Raw genomic sequence first — 15,119 nt, 5'->3', positions numbered from 1 at the left:
GCAGGCTCCCGATCGGGTCGTCGGCATCCAGGCCGGCGCCCCGGCCACCACGTCGCCGGGCCCGGCACGTGACCTCGGCTGCCCCGTCCACCGGACCGCCGTGGACGACGGGTGCACCGGCGTCGGACGCAGGGTCCTGCGCGTCTTGGCGTCGGCTGCTGGGCTTCGCGGCTCGGCGTCGTCTGTTCGGCTTCGGCTCACCTCGCTCGGCGTCGTCTGTTCGGCTTCGGCTCACCTCGCTCGGCGTCGCTGGCTCGGCTCCGCCCCACCCCGCGCGGCGTCGCCTGTTCGGCTTCGGCTCACCCCGCTCGGCGTCGCTCGCTCGGCTTCAGCTCACCCCGCTCGGCACCGCCCGCCCCACCCCGGCCGGTGTCAACTGCCGGGCGCCACACGTGCGACCGGGCCGGGCTCCTGGTGTGGAGCCCGGCCCGGTTCGGCGGTGCGGGGTGGACCGCGGCTCGGCAGCGCGGTTCCGGTCGGACGGTTCAGTCGGTGACGGCGACGAGGCGGATTTCGGAGGTGTAGTGCCGGCCCTGGTCGTCGGTGAGCCAGGTCTGTTCGGGGGTGGGGAGCATCTCGGTGACGGTGAGTTTGGCGTCGGGGTCCTTGCGGGCGAGCCGGCGGGCGGCCTTGGCGAGGATGTTGACGTAGACGGGGCTGTCGAAGTCGACGAAGAAGGGCCGTGGTTCGGTGGGGGAGACCACGAAGACGAAGCGGGGCAGTTCGTGGGTGTCCCGCCACTGCCGGGCCCGGACGAACCGCCTGGCCTCGCTCTTGTCGTCGGCGAAGGCCAGCGCGGAGCCGGCGAACCGCCAGCTCTCCCGGGCCACCGTCATCCGGTCGATGGTGACCCGGGGCGAGCGGTCGGCTTCCGGCAGGAGCCGGAACCGGTCCGTCACCAGCGTGGTCAGCACATGGGCGAAGACCTCCACGGCCGGGAACTCCGCGCCGTCCGGCAGCACCACACAGAGCCGGCCGCCGCGCTGCTCCACCACGGCGTCCGCGCTCGGCACGGTGCGGTCGCGGTGCGGGTCCGCCGTGTTGTCGAGGAGAGCGACCTGGTAGTCCCGCGGCCGTACCAGCGCGTGCCGGATCCGGGCGGAGAGCCGGGACTTGTGTTCCTTGGGCAGCAGCGGCATGAGCCGTGGCGCCGGATGGTCCCGGTCGGTCCGGTCGAACAGCTCGCGGGGGTCGGGGTGCTGGTTGACGAACAGCTCGTTGCCGAGCGTGTTGGCGGCCAGGTGGAGTTCGCCGAGGGTGAGGTGGAACTCGCCGCGCCCGACGGCGGCGGCGTCCTCCGCGGCGATCATCACGTCCGGGCTGATGTACCGCGCCGCGGCCCAGCCCGGTGCGGTGGCCGGCCCGAAGGCCTCCGCCACCCGGCCGGCGATGTCCGTGCCGGCGACCGTGACCCGGCGTACCCCCTCCGAGGCCGGGAGGATGCGCTGCCAGCGGCGCTCGAACTCCGCCTGCAGGCCGGCGGCGTCGGCGACCGCGGCCCCGTGCAGGACCGGCATACAGGCGAACCAGAAGGCGGCGAGGTCCACCGGCCGTCCGGGTCCCGCGTCGGCGCGCAGCCGCTCGTACACCTCGGTGACGCGCTCCGTCACGCGGGCGGCCAGGGCGGAGCAGAGCCAGGCGGCCGCGGACATCAGCAGGTCGAGCGGGGCGAGCGCGGCCAGCACATGGCTGCCCAGCGTCACCCGGGCGGAGCGGCGGCTGTCCGAGTAGACCACGGCCCGGCCGGGCGCCGTGGTGGTGCTCTTCTCGCGTTTGGCGGCCGCCTCGGTCACTCGTTGGAAGGTCTGCTCCACGCGGGTGAGAGCCGCGACCAGGCGCTCGGGGTCCTCGGCCGCCTCCCGGACGCCCTCGACCGCGCGTTCCAGTTCGTCCATCCGGGCGACGGCGGCGGCGCGCAGCGCCGGCTCGCCGATCCGCTCCAGGCAGGCGCGCAGCCGGCGGTCGGGGCGGATGTCGGCGGGAACGTCCAGCCGCCAGGTGATCCAGCGCAGCCGGACCAGTTCGCCGAGCAGGGCGGGCACGTCCGTGTCCGGGCCGATCTCCTGCTGGAGGGCCCGGACGGAGCGGGTGCCGTCGCACAGGCGCAGCAGCCGGAGCGTCTCCGGCGGCACCGGGTGCGGCGGCCTGGCGGGGGTCCGTACGGCGTTCTCCTCCAGCCGTACGAACGGCACCCGGCGGGGCGCCGTCCAGGGGCGCACCGCCGGGTCGGCCTCGATCTCCCGGGCCAGCGCGTCGACCGACCAGCTGGACCAGAAGACCTCCGAGGACGCGGTCAGTCCGGTGCCCGGCTCGACGGCCACGCCGGGCCGGGCGGTGTCGAGGACGCCCCAGCCGACCGGTCCGAAGAAGCCGATGGTGTCGTTCTTGACGCAGAACCGCTGCCAGTAGTGCGCGACCAGCTCCTCGCGCTGGCGCTGCTTGAAGGTACGGCCCGCCGTCGCCGGCGACCAGTTGAGGAACGGCCGGATCGCCGAGTCGAGCACTCCGCGGTTCTGCCAGGCGACCGCCGCCCGGAACAGCCCGGAGGCGGCGATCTCCTGCGCGCTCGCGGCCGCCCGCACGGCGCCCTGGGCGAACTCTGCCTCGAAGGCCTTCCAGGCCGCGCCGGACAGCGCGTCCCGAGGCCCGAACTTGTCCGCTGCCGCGGCCAGGCCCTCCGGCGCGAGCCGGAGCACCCCGTCCGCCGGGAACCCCGCGCCGCGCACCGCGACCTGGTCCCACAGCCGCCAGCGGCCGCTCAGAGAGACGGATCCCTCGTGCATCCCGGTGCCCCCTAGGCCGACGCGGGAGCGAGCGACAGGTCGTCGACGACGACCTGCGCGAGCTCGGCCGGCGACGGATAGGTGAAGACCAGGGCGACCGCGATCTCGGCGTCGAGCAGTTCCTGGAGACGGTGGACGATCTGGAAGGCGGCGAGCGAGTCGCCGCCCGCCTCGAAGAAGTCGCTCGTGGCGTCGAGGGTGTCGTCGCCGAGCGTCTCGCGGTAGTAGCCGGTGATCAGCCCGGTGAGTTCGGCGGTGTCGATGGGGTTCATGGCCCGTCCTTCTTCGGAGTGGTGTGGATGTGGACAAGGGAGGCGGGGCGGTGCGCAGCGGCCGGTCGGCGGCCGGTGCCGGTGTGCGCGGCTCCGGCGGCGGCCAGGGCGGCGGCGCTGTTGCCGCCGGAGACGACGACGGCGCTGCGGCCGGGGAGGTTGAGCCGGAGGGCACCGGCCAGGGCGGCCGCGCCACTCGGCTCGGCCGGGATGCCGGCGCGGTGCAGCAGGGTCATCGCGCGGAGCACGGCCGGGTCGCCGACCCCGATCAGTTCGTCGACCCGGTGCCGGACGATCGGCAGGATCACCTCGCCGGGCCGCTGGCCGCGCAGTCCGTCCGCCACCGAGTCGCTGGGCGGCACTTCGATTGGGCGGCCGGCGGCGAGGGAGCGGGCGTAGCGCCGGGCCCCGTCGGGTTCCACGCCGATGATCCGGACCGCGCTGCCCAGGTGGGCGGCGGCGAGGCAGACACCGGCCAGCAGGCCGCCGCCGCCCACCGGTACGAAGATCGCGTCGAGGTCGGGGGCGTCCCGCAACATCTCCAGACCGACGGTGCCCTGTCCGGCCACCACGAGGTCGTGGTCCGAGGAGGGCACCAGCGCGGCGCCGGTGCGGGCGGCGAGGTCCTTCGCGTACCGGTCGCGGTCGGCCACCCCGCCGGGCACCCGGACGACCCGGCCGCCGAGCGCCCGGACGGCCGCTTCCTTGGTCTCGGCCGCGCCGGCCGCCATCACCACGGTGACCCGGACGCCGAGGGCGCGGCCCAGGGTGGCCACCGCGATGCCGTGGTTGCCGGAGGAGCCGGCCACCACGGCGTCGGCGCCGAGCGCGAGCAGCGCGTTGGCCGCGCCGCGGAGCTTGAAGGACCCGCTGTGCTGGAGGTGTTCGGCCTTGACCAGCAGTCTGGGCAGCAGGTCGCGGCGCAGCAGCGGGGTGTGCCGCACGTGGGAGGCGATCCGCTCGGCGGCGGCCGGCACGGCGGCCGGTGCGATCCGGGTGTCCGCGGCCGTCATGACACCGGCTCCGGAACGCTGTCGCGCAGCGCCCGCCGGTCGGCCTTGCCGCTGTGCGTGACGGGCAGGCGCTCCAGACGGGTGAACCGCCTGGGCATCAGGTGCGGCGGCAGGGTACCGGCCAGGTGCGCGCGCAACTGGGCGTCGGTGGTGCTTCCGAGCGGACCGGTGACGTGGGCCCAGAGCCAGGTCCGGCCCCGGTCGTCGGTCTCGGCGGTCACCACGGCGCCGGTGACCTCGGGGTGGGCGAGCAGGGCGACCTCCACCTCGGCAGGGTCCACGCGGTGGCCGCGGATCTTGACCTGGCGATCGGCCCGGCCGAGGTACTCCAGGGCCCCGTCGGGGGCGCGCCGGGCGAGGTCGCCGGTCCGGTACAGCCGTGCGCCGGGCGGCCCGTACGGGTCGGGCGGGAAACGGTCGGCTGTCAGGCCGGGCAGACCGCCGTAGCCGCGGGCCACGCCCGCGCCGCCGATGTGCACCTCGCCGGTCCGCCCGTCGGGGACTTCGCGCCCCCGTGGGTCCAGCAGGCGTACGACGGTGCCGTCGATGGCGGTGCCGACGATGTCGGCGGACGTGTCGGGGGCGGCCGGCACGTCGTAGCGGGTGGAGGTCATGGTGCACTCGCTGGGCCCGTACTGGTTGACCAGCCGGCCGCCGACCAGCGCACGGCCGCCGGCGGCGAGGAAGGGACGCAGCGACTCGCCGCTCGAGCACACCAGGCGCAGGGAGCGCAGCCGCTCCGCCGCGCGGGGCGACTGGGCGAGGAAGCTCAGGAAGGAGGGAGTGGTGCTGAGGAGGGTGTCGACGCCGTACTCGGCGACGGTGTCGGCGAAGGACTCGGCGCGGAGCAGGCGCGCGCGTTCGACCAGGACGACGCAGCCGCCCGCGGCGAGCGGCGCGAAGGTGTCCCGGATGGACGCGTCGTAGCCGGGCGGGGCCAGCTGGAGGCTGACGGTGCCGGGCCCGAGGGCGTTGTCGCGGACGACGGTGCGGAGGTACCTGTCCAGGCCGCCGTGCTCGATCAGGACGGGATGGGGGGTGCCGGTCGAGCCAGAGGTGTGGCTGACGTAGGCGAGCGAGCGCGGATGGGGGGCGCGGAAGGAGGCCGGCGGCGGGCCGGCGGCCGGGAGCCGGTCGAGCAGGACGGTGGGTGCGCCGACCAGCGGTCCGAGGCGGTCGGCGAGGGCGGAGCAGGTGAGCAGGTGGGCCGCGCCGCCGCCGGCGGCGAGCGCGGCGAGCCGCCGGTCGGGCAGGGCGGTGTCCAGGGTGAGGAACGCCCCGCCGGCCCGGACGACCGCGGCGGTCGCGACCACGGCGTCGGCGCCCGGAGGCAGGGCCACCGCGCAGACCCGCTCCGGGCCCACGCCGTGGGCGGCCAGGTGGGCGGCGATCCGGTCGATCCGGGCGGCCAGTTCGCCGTACCTGGTCGGGCCGTCGGCGGTCAGCAGGGCGGGGGAGTGCGGTGCGCGGACGGCGTGCGCTCGGATGTCCTCGACGAACGTCGATCCTGCGGGGGCGGTCATGCCCGCTCCCCGGGGGCGGTGCTCCGGTCGACGGCGACGAGGCGGAGTTCGGAGGTGTAGTGCCGGCCCTGGTCGTCGGTGAGCCAGGTCTGTTCGGGGGTGGGGAGCATCTCGGTGACGGTGAGTTTGGCGTCGGGGTCCTTGCGGGCGAGCCGGCGGGCGGCCTTGGCGAGGATGTTGACGTAGACGGGGCTGTCGAAGTCGACGAAGAAGGGCCGTGGTTCGGTGGGGGAGACCACGAAGACGAAGCGGGGCAGTTCGTGGGTGTCCCGCCACTGCCGGGCCCGGACGAACCGCCTGGCCTCGCTCTTGTCGTCGGCGAAGGCCAGCGCGGAGCCGGCGAACCGCCAGCTCTCCCGGGCGACGACGGTGGAGTCGATGGTGATCCGGGGCGAGTGGTCGCCGTCCCGGCGCAGGGTGAAGCGGTCCATCGCGCGGTTGCTGAGCGCGTGGCAGAACACGTCGAGCAGGTCGAAGACCGAGCCGTCGGGCAGCACGGCCGCGAGGCCGCCGTCGCGCTCCTCCACCCGCACCTCGCCGGAGCGGACGGTGCGTGGGCGGTGCGGGTCGGCGCTGTGGTCGGCGAGTGCGACGTAGTGGTCCTCCGGGCGGTCCAGGGACTGCCGGCTGCGGGCGGACCACTTGAGCGGAAGCTCCTTGGGCAGCATGGGCAGCAGCCGCGGGCCGGGGAAGTCGCGGGTGGTCTCGTCGATCAGCTGCCCCCGGTCGGGGTGCTGGTGGACGAAGAGCGACTGGGCGAGGGTGTTCATGGCGACGTGCAGCTCGCCGATGACGAGCTGGAACTCGCCGCGTTCGACGGCGTCCAGGTCCTCGGCGACGATCAACAGGTCGGGGCTGATGTAGCGGCTGAGCGACCAGCCGCGCCCGCCCTCGGGGAACGCCTCGCGTACCCGGTCGGCGATGGCGGCACTGGAGAGCGAGACCCGCCGGGCGCCGGCCGGGGCGTCGATGATCCGCGCCCAGCGCTCGCGCAGCTCGGCCTGGATGCGCTCGATGTCGGTGAGGGACTCCGGGTGCGGGGCGGGCAGGCAGGCGAACCAGAGCGAGCCGAGGTCGACCTGCTCGTGCAGCTTCCGCAGCTCCAGGTAGGCCTCGTGGATGCGTGCGCCGATGGCCTCCGCGTACCGGTTGGTCATCCAGCGGGCGGCGGTCAGGCACAGCTCCAGCGGAGCGAGCTGGGCCAGGACGGCGGTGCCCACGGTCGCCGTGGCGGACCGGCGGCAGTCGGCGTACACCAGGGCGCGGTTGGGCGCGGTGCGGGCCCCCTTCTCGCGGACCGCCGACACCTCGGTGATCTCGGCGAAGCCCGCCTCCAGGGCGGCGAGCGCGGCGGTCAGCTCCTCGGGGTCGGTACCGGCCCGCTGGACCCGGTCGCGGCCGGTCTCCAGCACCGCCAGCTTGGCCAGGGCGGGCTCCCGTACCGCCGGGTCGCCGATACGCTCCAGCATGGCGCGCAGTTCCCGCTCGGGGTAGGTACCGGCGGGCACATCCAGCTTCCAGCCGATCAGGCGGCGCGAGGCCAGCCATTCCAGGGCCTCGGTCACCTCCTCGGCCGGCAGGTCCCGGCCCAGCTCCCGGGCGGCCAGGCCGGTGATCTCGGCGGGCGTCCTGCGCCCGTCGCACAGGCGCAGGACGGTGAGCGCGGGTTCCGGAGCCGGCTGCGGCGGGCGTCCGGGCAGGCGCACCGTGCCGTCGACCACCCGGACGAACGGAACCTGGCGCGGCGGAGTCCACGCGCGCACCCGCGGGTCGCGGTCGATGGCCTTCGCGAGGGCGTCCATCGACCAGCTGGAGAAGTAGACCCGGGACTCGGCGACCAGGCCCGTGCCGGGGTGCACCTCGACGCCGCGCCGGGAGGGGTCGAAGGTGCCCCAGCCGACCGGTCCGAAGAAACCGATGGTGTCGTTCTTGACGCAGAACCGCTGCCAGTAGTGGGCGACCAGCTCCTCGCGTTGGCGGGGCATGCTGGTGCGGCCCTCGGCGGACGGCGTCCAGTCGAGGAACGGCTTGATGCCGGTGCGCAGCACCGTGCGGTTCTGCCAGGCGACCGCGGCCCGGAACGGCGCCGAGGCGGCGATCTCCTGGAGGTCGCGCGCGGTGCGCACCGCGGCCGCGGAGAAGGCCTCCTCGAACGCCTCCCAGTCCGCCCCCGCCGGCACCTCCCCGGGGGCGAACTTGTCCGCGGCCGAGGCCAGGCCCTCCGGGGCCAGCCGTAGTACTCCCGCGGCGGGGAAACCGGGCCCGCGCAGTGCGAAGTGCGTCCACAGGCGCCACCCGCCGCCGGGCATGCGTATGGTGTCGGACATTGCTGTGCTACCTCCCTGGGAAGAGTGCGCCGGGCCGGCGGCCGGCCGGTCGTCAGGCCGACTCTGCCGGGATGCCGCCGAGGCACCACTCCAGAACGGCGCGGGCGCTGTGGTACTTGTTCTCGGCCTGCTGGAACGCGATGCTCGCGGGGCCGTCCAGCACCTCGCCGGTCACCTCGTCGCCGCGGTGCGCGGGCAGGTCGTGCATGAAGACGGCGCCGGGACAGGCCGCCAGCACGGCGGCGTCCACCCGGAAGGGGGCGAACACGCGCCGCCAGTCGGGGTCGGGCTTGGTCGTGCCGGTGGTCTGCCAGCGGGTGGTGTAGACGATGTCGACCTCGGGCAGGTCGGCCATGTTGTGCCGTTCCTCGACCAGCGCGCCGGACTCCTTGGCGTGCACGGCCGCCCGGTCGAGGAAGGCCGCGTCCAGTCCGTAGCCGGGCGGGGTGCGCAGGTGCAGCTCGGTGCCGCGGAACCGGCTGAGGGCCAGGGCGAGCGCCGAGGCGGTGTTGTTGCCCTCGCCGGCGTACAGCACCCGCAGTCCCTCGATCCGCCCGAAGCGGCCGAGCATCGTGGTGAGGTCGGTGAGGGCCTGGGTGGGGTGCTCGGCGGCGCTCATCGCGTTGACCACGGCCATCCGCTGCTGGGCGGCGTAGGCGCGCAGTTCCTCGGTGCTGCCCGCGGTGCGCGCCACCAGCACGTCGAGCATCCGGGAGAGCACGTCCCCGGTGTCCTCGGAGCTCTCCCCGGTGTTCTCCTGGAGGTCGCCGGGACCGTAGGTGATCAGCCGCCCGCCGAGCCGGAGCGCGCCGGCCGAGAACGCGGTCCGGGTGCGGGTGGACGTCTTGCGGAACAGCACGCCGACGACGGCGTCGGCGAGCGGCCGGGCGCCCTCGCACTCGCCGGCGGCGTACTGGGCGCCGCGGTGCACGAGCCAGCGCAGCTCCCGGTCGGTCAGGTCGTCGACGGAGATCAGGTGGTGGCGGTCGGGGCGGGGCATCGCGGGTTCCTCCTCTGGTGGCTGGCCGTCAGTTCGCTTGCAGGGCGTCGAGCAGGATGCCGAGCCCGTCGTCGAGCAGACCGGGCTCGATCGTCAGCGGGGGCATCACCTTGAGGACCTCGTCGTAGCGGCCGCAGCGCTCGACGATCAGGCCGTGCTCGAAGGCGTGTCGCTGGACGCGCTCGGCCCGCTCCGCACCGCCGGCCCCGGCGGTGTCGACGCCGAGCACCATGCCCCGGCCGCGCAGCACGAGGCCGGGGTCCAGCGCGGCCGCGTCGGCCCGGAACCGGGTCAGGCGCTCCGCACCCCGCTGAAGGCCGGTCAGGAAGTCGTCCCGCTGCCACAGTTCGCAGGCCGCGGTGGCCGCGACGAAGGCGAGCTGGTTGCCGCGGAACGTGCCGGTGTGCTCACCGGGCTGCCACAGGTCCAGCTCGCGGCGGAACAGCGTGAGCGAGAGCGGCAGCCCGTAGCCGCTGAGGGACTTGGAGACGGTGACGATGTCCGGCACGATCCCGGACTCCTCGAAGCCGAAGAACGCGCCGGTGCGGCCGCAGCCGGTCTGGATCTCGTCCAGGATCAGCAGCACACCGTGCCGTTCGGTGACCTCGCGCAGCCGGCGCAGCCACTCCCGGCTCGCCGGGTAGACGCCGCCCTCCATCTGCACCGATTCGACGACGACGGCCGCGGGCGGTTCGGTGCCGGAGGACGGGTCTGCCCACAGCCGCTCGATCAGGCCGATCGAGTCGAACGGGCCGAGCGGGCCGTCCTCGAAGGGGACGAAGGTCACGTCCCCGCCGGCGACGGTGCCCGCGCGGCGGGCGCGGCGGCTGCCGGTGACCTCCAGCGAACCGCGGGACATCCCGTGGTAGGCACCGGTGAAGGCGGTCAGGCCGGTGCGGCCCGTCGCCCGGCGGGCCAGCTTGAGGGCCGCCTCGACCGCGTCGGTCCCGGTCGGGCCGGTGAACTGCACCTTGAAGTCGAGGCCGCGCGGCTGCAGCACGACCTCGGTGAGGCGGGTGAGGAAGTCGCGCTTGGCCACGGTGTGCATGTCGAGGCCGTGCATGAGGCCGTCGTCGGCGAGGTAGTCGATGATGCGCCGCTTGACGGCGTCGTGGTTGTGTCCGTAGTTGAGGCTGCCGGCGCCGCAGAAGAAGTCGATGAAGGCCCGGCCGTCGTCGGTGTGCAGCAGCGCGCCCTTGGCGCGCTCGAACACCACGGGGAAGGTACGGCAGTACATCCGCACCTCGGACTCGATCTTCTCGAAGACGGAGGTGTCGGTGGTCGCGAGGAGTGTCATGGCGGTCCTTGGGCGAGGAGGCGGTTGCGGTCAGCGGCCGGCGGTCGTGCGCGCGCCGCGCGGGCGTGCGGTCAGCCGCGGCAGGGGGCCGTCCGGGGCCAGCGGCGGATAGCCGTCCAGGGCCGTGGCGAGGGCGGCGACGGTGGGGTGGTCGAACAGCGCCCGTACGGGGACGTCCACCCCGAGGGCGGCGCGCAGGCGCACGGACACCCGGGTGGCGAGCAGCGAGTGTCCGCCGAGCAGGAAGAAGTCGTCGTGGGCGCCGATCCCGGTGGCGCCGAGGACCTCTTCCCAGACCCTGGCCACGGACCGTTCCCGCGGGGTGCGCGGCGCGGCCGCCGGGCCGGCCGCCTGCGGCGCCGGCACGGGGAGCGCGTGGCGGTCCACCTTCCCGCTGACCGCGGTCGGGATGGCGTCCAGCAGGACGAACGCGGCCGGCACCAGATGGTGGGGCAGGGAGTCGAGCAGTTCGGCGCGCAGGGCGTCGGGGGCGGGAGGGTTCCCGGAGTCGTCCGCGACCAGGTACGCGGTGAGCTGCTGACCGCCGTCGGCGTCCGGCGTCGGGTGCACCACGGCGGCGCGGACGCCGTCGAGAGCGAGCAGCGCGGCCTCGATCTCGCCCGGTTCGATCCGGTGGCCGCGGATCTTCACCTGGTGGTCGCTGCGGCCGAGGATCTCCAGCGAGCCGTCCGGGCGGAGCCGGCCGAGGTCGCCGGTGAAGTAGAGCCGGCCGCCGGGCGCGGTGGCGTGCGGGTCGGGGAGGAAGACGCCGGCGGTCTGGGCGGGCCGCCCCCGGTAGCCCCACGCGAGGCCGTCGCCCCCGATGCAGACGTGCCCGGTGACGCCCTCGGCCACCGGCTCCAGCCGGTCGTCGAGCACCCGGACGGTCGTGTTGTCCACCGCCGCCCACCGCTCTACCCGTCCGTCGGCGCCGTGCCGGGCCACGCTGGTCCAGATCGTGGCCTCGGTCGGCCCGTAGAGGTCCAGGACCGGGGCGCCGTCCGCCGCGAGCGCCGCGGCCAGGTCGGTGTGCAGCTTCTCGCCGCCGGACAGCACCGTGAGACCTGGGCCGGGGGTCCAGCCCGTGTCGACCAGTGTCCGCAGCATCGACGGGGTGGCCTGCATCAGATCCGGGCGGGCCTCGCCGATCAGCCGGATCAGGCGCTCGGGGTCGCGGGCCTGCTCGCTGTCGGCCAGCACCAGCCGGGCGCCGGTCAGCAGCGGCAGGCACAGCTCCAGCATCGAGGGGTCGAAGGAGGCGGTGGTGACGCCCAGCACGGTGGCCGCCAGCCCCAGCTCCAGCCGGGCCGCCATCGCGAGCAGGAAGTTGGTCAGGGCCTGGTGCGGGATCTGCACGCCCTTGGGAGTACCGGTCGAGCCGGAGGTGTGGAAGACGTACGCCAGGTCGTGCGGGCCGGTGGTCCGGTCGCGCCGGTGCGCCGGGCCGGACGGCGGCGGGTCGCCGTCGAGCAGAAGGGTCCTCGCCTCGGTGCCGGCCACCCGTCCGGCCAGCGGGCCGGTGGTGACGACCACCGCGGCCCTGGTGTCCTCGATCAGGTGGCCGATACGCCGCGCGGGGTGCAGCGGGTCGAGCGGGACGTAGGCGGCGTCCGCCTTGAGGACGCCGAGCAGGGTGACGAGGAGCCCGGTGCCGCGCTCCAGCAGCACGCCCACCCGGGTGCCGCGGCCGACGCCGAGGCCGCGCAGCCGGTGGGCCAGCTCGTCGGCCCGCTGGTCGAGTCCGGCGTAGCTCAGCTCGCCGTCCCCGGAGCTGACGGCAATGGCGTGCGGGGTGCGGCGCGCCTGCTGCTCGAACAGGTCGGTGACGGTCTGCGGGGGCACGGCGCGGGCGCTGCCGAGGCCGAGCGCGAGCCGGCGGCGGCGCTCGCCGCCGGGCAGCGGTTCGAGTGCGGAGGTGGCACGGGCCAGCGGCTTGTCCGGGGTGGCGAGCAGCTCGCGCAGGAGCCGGACGTAGTCCTCGGTGATGCGGGCGGCCGTCTCGGGCGTGAACAGCGCGGTGGCGTACTGCAGGCGCAGCCCGAGGCTGCCGTCGGGGCGGCCGAGCAGGTCGAGCGCCAGGTCGAACGGTGTCCCGGCGACCGGGGTGGGCACCACTTCGACCGACAGGCCGGGCAGGTCGGGTGGTTCGGCCTGGGAGTCGAGGGTCAGGAACGAGACCTGGAAGAGGGGGTTGCGGCTGAGGTCGCGGGGCGGGGCCAGCTCGCCGACCACGCGTTCGAACGGGGTGTCGGCGTGCGTGAGGTCGGCCAGGAACGCGTGCCGGACCCGGTCCACCAGCTCGCCGAAAGCCGGTCGGCCGGACAGGTCGGCGCGCAGCACCACCGTGTTGACGAAGGGGCCGATGAGGTCCCTGGCGGCGGGGTGGCCGCGGCCGGCGACCGGGGTGCCGACGGCGAAGTCGCTCTGCCCGCTGTAGCGGCCCAGTTGGGCCTGGAAGGCCGCGAGCAGCACCATGAACCGGGTGGCGCGGCGGGAGCGGGCCAGCCGGTCGGCCTGTGCCACCAGATCGGCAGGGAGGGTGAACCGGGCCACGGCGGCGGCGCCGTCGAACTCGGCCGGGCGGGGCCGGTCGGTCGGCAGGTCCAGCGGCGGCAGGTCCGCCAGCCGCGAGCGCCAGTGGTCGAGGCCGCGGGCGAGCCGGGGACCGTCCGACTGCTCGCGCTGAAGGGCCGCGAGGTCGGAGTACTGCAAGGGAAGGTCCGGCAGTCCGTGGCGGACACCGGTGGTCCTGCCGCGGTAGGCCGCGGCCAGGTCGCGGGTGAGGACGTTCCAGGAGGAGAAGTCGAAGGCGATGTGGTGGACCACGACGACCAGCAGGTGGTCGTCGGGCGCGAGCCGCGCCAGAGTGGCCCGCAGCGGCGGCGCGGTCGACAGGTCGACCGGCCGGCGCAGCGCGCGGTCGAGGACCGCGGCGATGCCGGCCGCTCCGGCGGCGGGCGCGTCGACCCTGTCCAGCGGAACCTCGACCCGGGGGACCACGTGGGCCACCGGCTCGCCGTCGGCGGCCGCGTACCGGGTGCGCAGCACCTCGTGCCGGTCGACCACGTCGGCCAGGGCGGCGGCGAGGGCCTCGGTGTCGAGGCCGCCCCGCAGGCGCAGCGCCAGCGGAAGCAGATGGTCCGCCGTGCCGGGTCGCAGTTGGTCGAGGAACCACAGCCGTTGCTGCGAGAAGGATGTCGTCCGGCCGTCACAGCGGTCCACCGGCTCACCTCCGAGGAGTCGGGTAGGTCGTCGCGTGCCTCGGGTGGTCGGGGCACGTCCGGAGCTTGCCGCTCGGGCGTGGCGGCGCAGTAGGGAAGGAGCGGCAGCGCCCGTCGCGGCTTTTGCTGCGTCAATGTCTCTGGTCGGGACCGGGACCGGCTCAGATCAGCCCGGTGCGGACGCCGTACGCCACCGCGTGCGCCCGGTTGCGGACCTGCAGGCGGGTCATCAGGTCGTACATGACGTTCTTCACGGTGTGCTGGGAGCAGGACAGTTCACGGGCGATGGCCGCGTTGCCGTGCCCCTCGGCGACCAGCGCGAGGACCGTTTTCTGCCGGGCCGTCAGCGGCGAGTCGGGCACGGGGCGCCTGCGTTCCGCCTCGTCGCCGCCCGCCTCGCCGAGGAGGCGGGCCAGCACGCCGTAGGACATCCGGCCGTCGCCGTACCGGGCGGCGTGGACGGCGGTGAGCAGGCGCTCCGGCGTGGCCTCGGCGGACTGAAGCATCGCCACCACCCCGGCCCGCACGGCCAGCCGCACTCCCGCGGCGGTGAAGGTGTCGGCGACCAGCAGGAGAGGGCCGCCGCCGGGTTCCGGTCGGCCGTCGAGCGCCGCTCCCGGCGTCCGGCCCGCGGCAACCCGGACGACCCCGTCGCAGTCTCCGGCCGCCACCAGCTCGACGCCGGCCCGGCGCAGACCGGCGGCGACCAGGTCGCGGGCCGCCCCGCCCGCCGGGCACAGATGCACGCGCGGCGCGCCGTCGTCCCGCCCGGCAACCGGCGCCGCTTCGAGGACGAGGCCGGTCACAGCAGGCCCGTCCGCAGCGCGTAGGCCACCGCGTGGGCGCGGTTGCGCAGCCGGAACCGCTGGGTGATGTCGCGGACCACGGTGGTCACCGTCCGCGGCGAGTAGCAGAGTTCCTTGGCGATCTCATCGGTCTCCCGGCCGTCGGCCACCATCCGCAGGACCGCGCGCTCCCGCTCGTCCAGGCCCCAGTCCGGTCTGCGGCCCCGTACGCCGGGATACGGGTCGGCCTCGGTGCTCTGGTCGAGCAGGCCGTCGATCAGGTCGGGGGGCACGGTGCAGTCGCCGCCGGCCACGGTCCGCACGGTCCGCGCCAGCCGGTCGACGTCCACCTCGTGCCGTCGCAGGAGACCGCGGGCACCGGCGTTGATGGCGTCCGCGGCCTCGGCCGGGGACATGTGGGAGGCGATCACGATGACGGCGGGCCGGTGCGGGCCACTGCCGGTCGCGGCCACCAGGTCGAGTTCCTCGCGATCCACTCGGTCGAAGATCACGACGGCCACGTCGGCCTTCTCCTCCGGCCGGACCAGTGCGATGTCCCGGTTGCCGGACAGGGCGCTGACGGCGCCGGCTTCGAGCAGCGGGTCCAGGGCCACGACGCACAACGACAGGGGATTGCCCATGTGTACTCCTCGGTCAGCGCAGGACGAACCTCTCGGCGAGGAGTCTCGGCAACCCGTGCGCCGCGCCGCATGGGGCGCGATTACCCGCATTCCCGTGCCCCGCCGCGCCGGCCCCGGCCCGTGCACCGGCGGCCGGACCGCACACGGCCGCGCGCCGCCGGCCGGGGCCCGGCCCGCCGGGGCCCGCTCGCCCCGGCCGCGGCGCCGTCGTCGCCGCCCACCGCTCCCGCCGACCCGCCCGGCGGCGGGAAAGGGGG

10 protein-coding genes are annotated in these 15,119 nt (G+C 75.2%); all 10 read right to left on the bottom strand.

Translation table 11 applies throughout. From position 1 onward, the window contains the following. Window positions 1–485 precede the first annotated feature (485 nt). The 10 genes from AB0P24_RS12675 to AB0P24_RS12630 all read right to left on the bottom strand — a co-directional run bounded on the left by AB0P24_RS12675 (window position 486) and on the right by AB0P24_RS12630 (window position 14,862). The gene (locus tag AB0P24_RS12675) at window positions 486–2,783 is read right to left on the bottom strand and encodes a lantibiotic dehydratase (protein WP_365793052.1); all 2,298 of its coding nucleotides are present in this window, start codon (window positions 2,781–2,783) and stop codon (window positions 486–488) included. An 11-nt stretch (window positions 2,784–2,794) separates the two neighbouring features. Then, window positions 2,795–3,055, bottom strand: coding sequence for an acyl carrier protein (locus AB0P24_RS12670; protein WP_365793050.1), 261 nt, complete (start codon window positions 3,053–3,055; stop codon window positions 2,795–2,797). Further along, window positions 3,052–4,068 (bottom strand): pyridoxal-phosphate dependent enzyme, encoded by a 1,017-nt coding sequence (locus AB0P24_RS12665; protein ID WP_365793048.1) that lies wholly within the window; start codon window positions 4,066–4,068, stop codon window positions 3,052–3,054. Before AB0P24_RS12665 ends, AB0P24_RS12670 begins: the two co-directional genes overlap by 4 nt. Continuing rightward, on the bottom strand, window positions 4,065–5,591 hold the full coding sequence (locus AB0P24_RS12660) for an amino acid adenylation domain-containing protein (RefSeq protein WP_365793046.1): 1,527 nt from the start codon (window positions 5,589–5,591) through the stop codon (window positions 4,065–4,067). The genes AB0P24_RS12665 and AB0P24_RS12660 overlap by 4 nt, the downstream gene beginning before the upstream one ends. Continuing rightward, the gene (locus tag AB0P24_RS12655; protein ID WP_365793044.1) at window positions 5,588–7,918 is read right to left on the bottom strand and encodes a lantibiotic dehydratase; all 2,331 of its coding nucleotides are present in this window, start codon (window positions 7,916–7,918) and stop codon (window positions 5,588–5,590) included. The genes AB0P24_RS12660 and AB0P24_RS12655 overlap by 4 nt, the downstream gene beginning before the upstream one ends. Before the next feature lie 52 nt (window positions 7,919–7,970). Further along, the gene (locus AB0P24_RS12650) at window positions 7,971–8,918 is read right to left on the bottom strand and encodes an ornithine carbamoyltransferase (protein ID WP_365793042.1); all 948 of its coding nucleotides are present in this window, start codon (window positions 8,916–8,918) and stop codon (window positions 7,971–7,973) included. Window positions 8,919–8,946: 28 nt separating this feature from the next. Continuing rightward, window positions 8,947–10,215, bottom strand: coding sequence for an aspartate aminotransferase family protein (locus AB0P24_RS12645; protein WP_365793040.1), 1,269 nt, complete (start codon window positions 10,213–10,215; stop codon window positions 8,947–8,949). A 30-nt stretch (window positions 10,216–10,245) separates the two neighbouring features. Continuing rightward, window positions 10,246–13,437, bottom strand: coding sequence for an amino acid adenylation domain-containing protein (locus AB0P24_RS12640; RefSeq protein WP_365793038.1), 3,192 nt, complete (start codon window positions 13,435–13,437; stop codon window positions 10,246–10,248). Between the two features lie 160 nt (window positions 13,438–13,597). Further along, on the bottom strand, window positions 13,598–14,242 hold the full coding sequence (locus tag AB0P24_RS12635) for a LuxR C-terminal-related transcriptional regulator (protein ID WP_365793036.1): 645 nt from the start codon (window positions 14,240–14,242) through the stop codon (window positions 13,598–13,600). Then, on the bottom strand, window positions 14,239–14,862 hold the full coding sequence (locus AB0P24_RS12630; RefSeq protein WP_365793034.1) for a response regulator transcription factor: 624 nt from the start codon (window positions 14,860–14,862) through the stop codon (window positions 14,239–14,241). Before AB0P24_RS12630 ends, AB0P24_RS12635 begins: the two co-directional genes overlap by 4 nt. Window positions 14,863–15,119: the final 257 nt, after the last annotated feature.

It is taken from the genome of Streptomyces sp. NPDC086519, assembly GCF_040686075.1.
Taxonomy (GTDB): domain Bacteria; phylum Actinomycetota; class Actinomycetes; order Streptomycetales; family Streptomycetaceae; genus Streptomyces; species Streptomyces shenzhenensis.
This window is presented reverse-complemented; position numbering and strand designations above follow the sequence as displayed.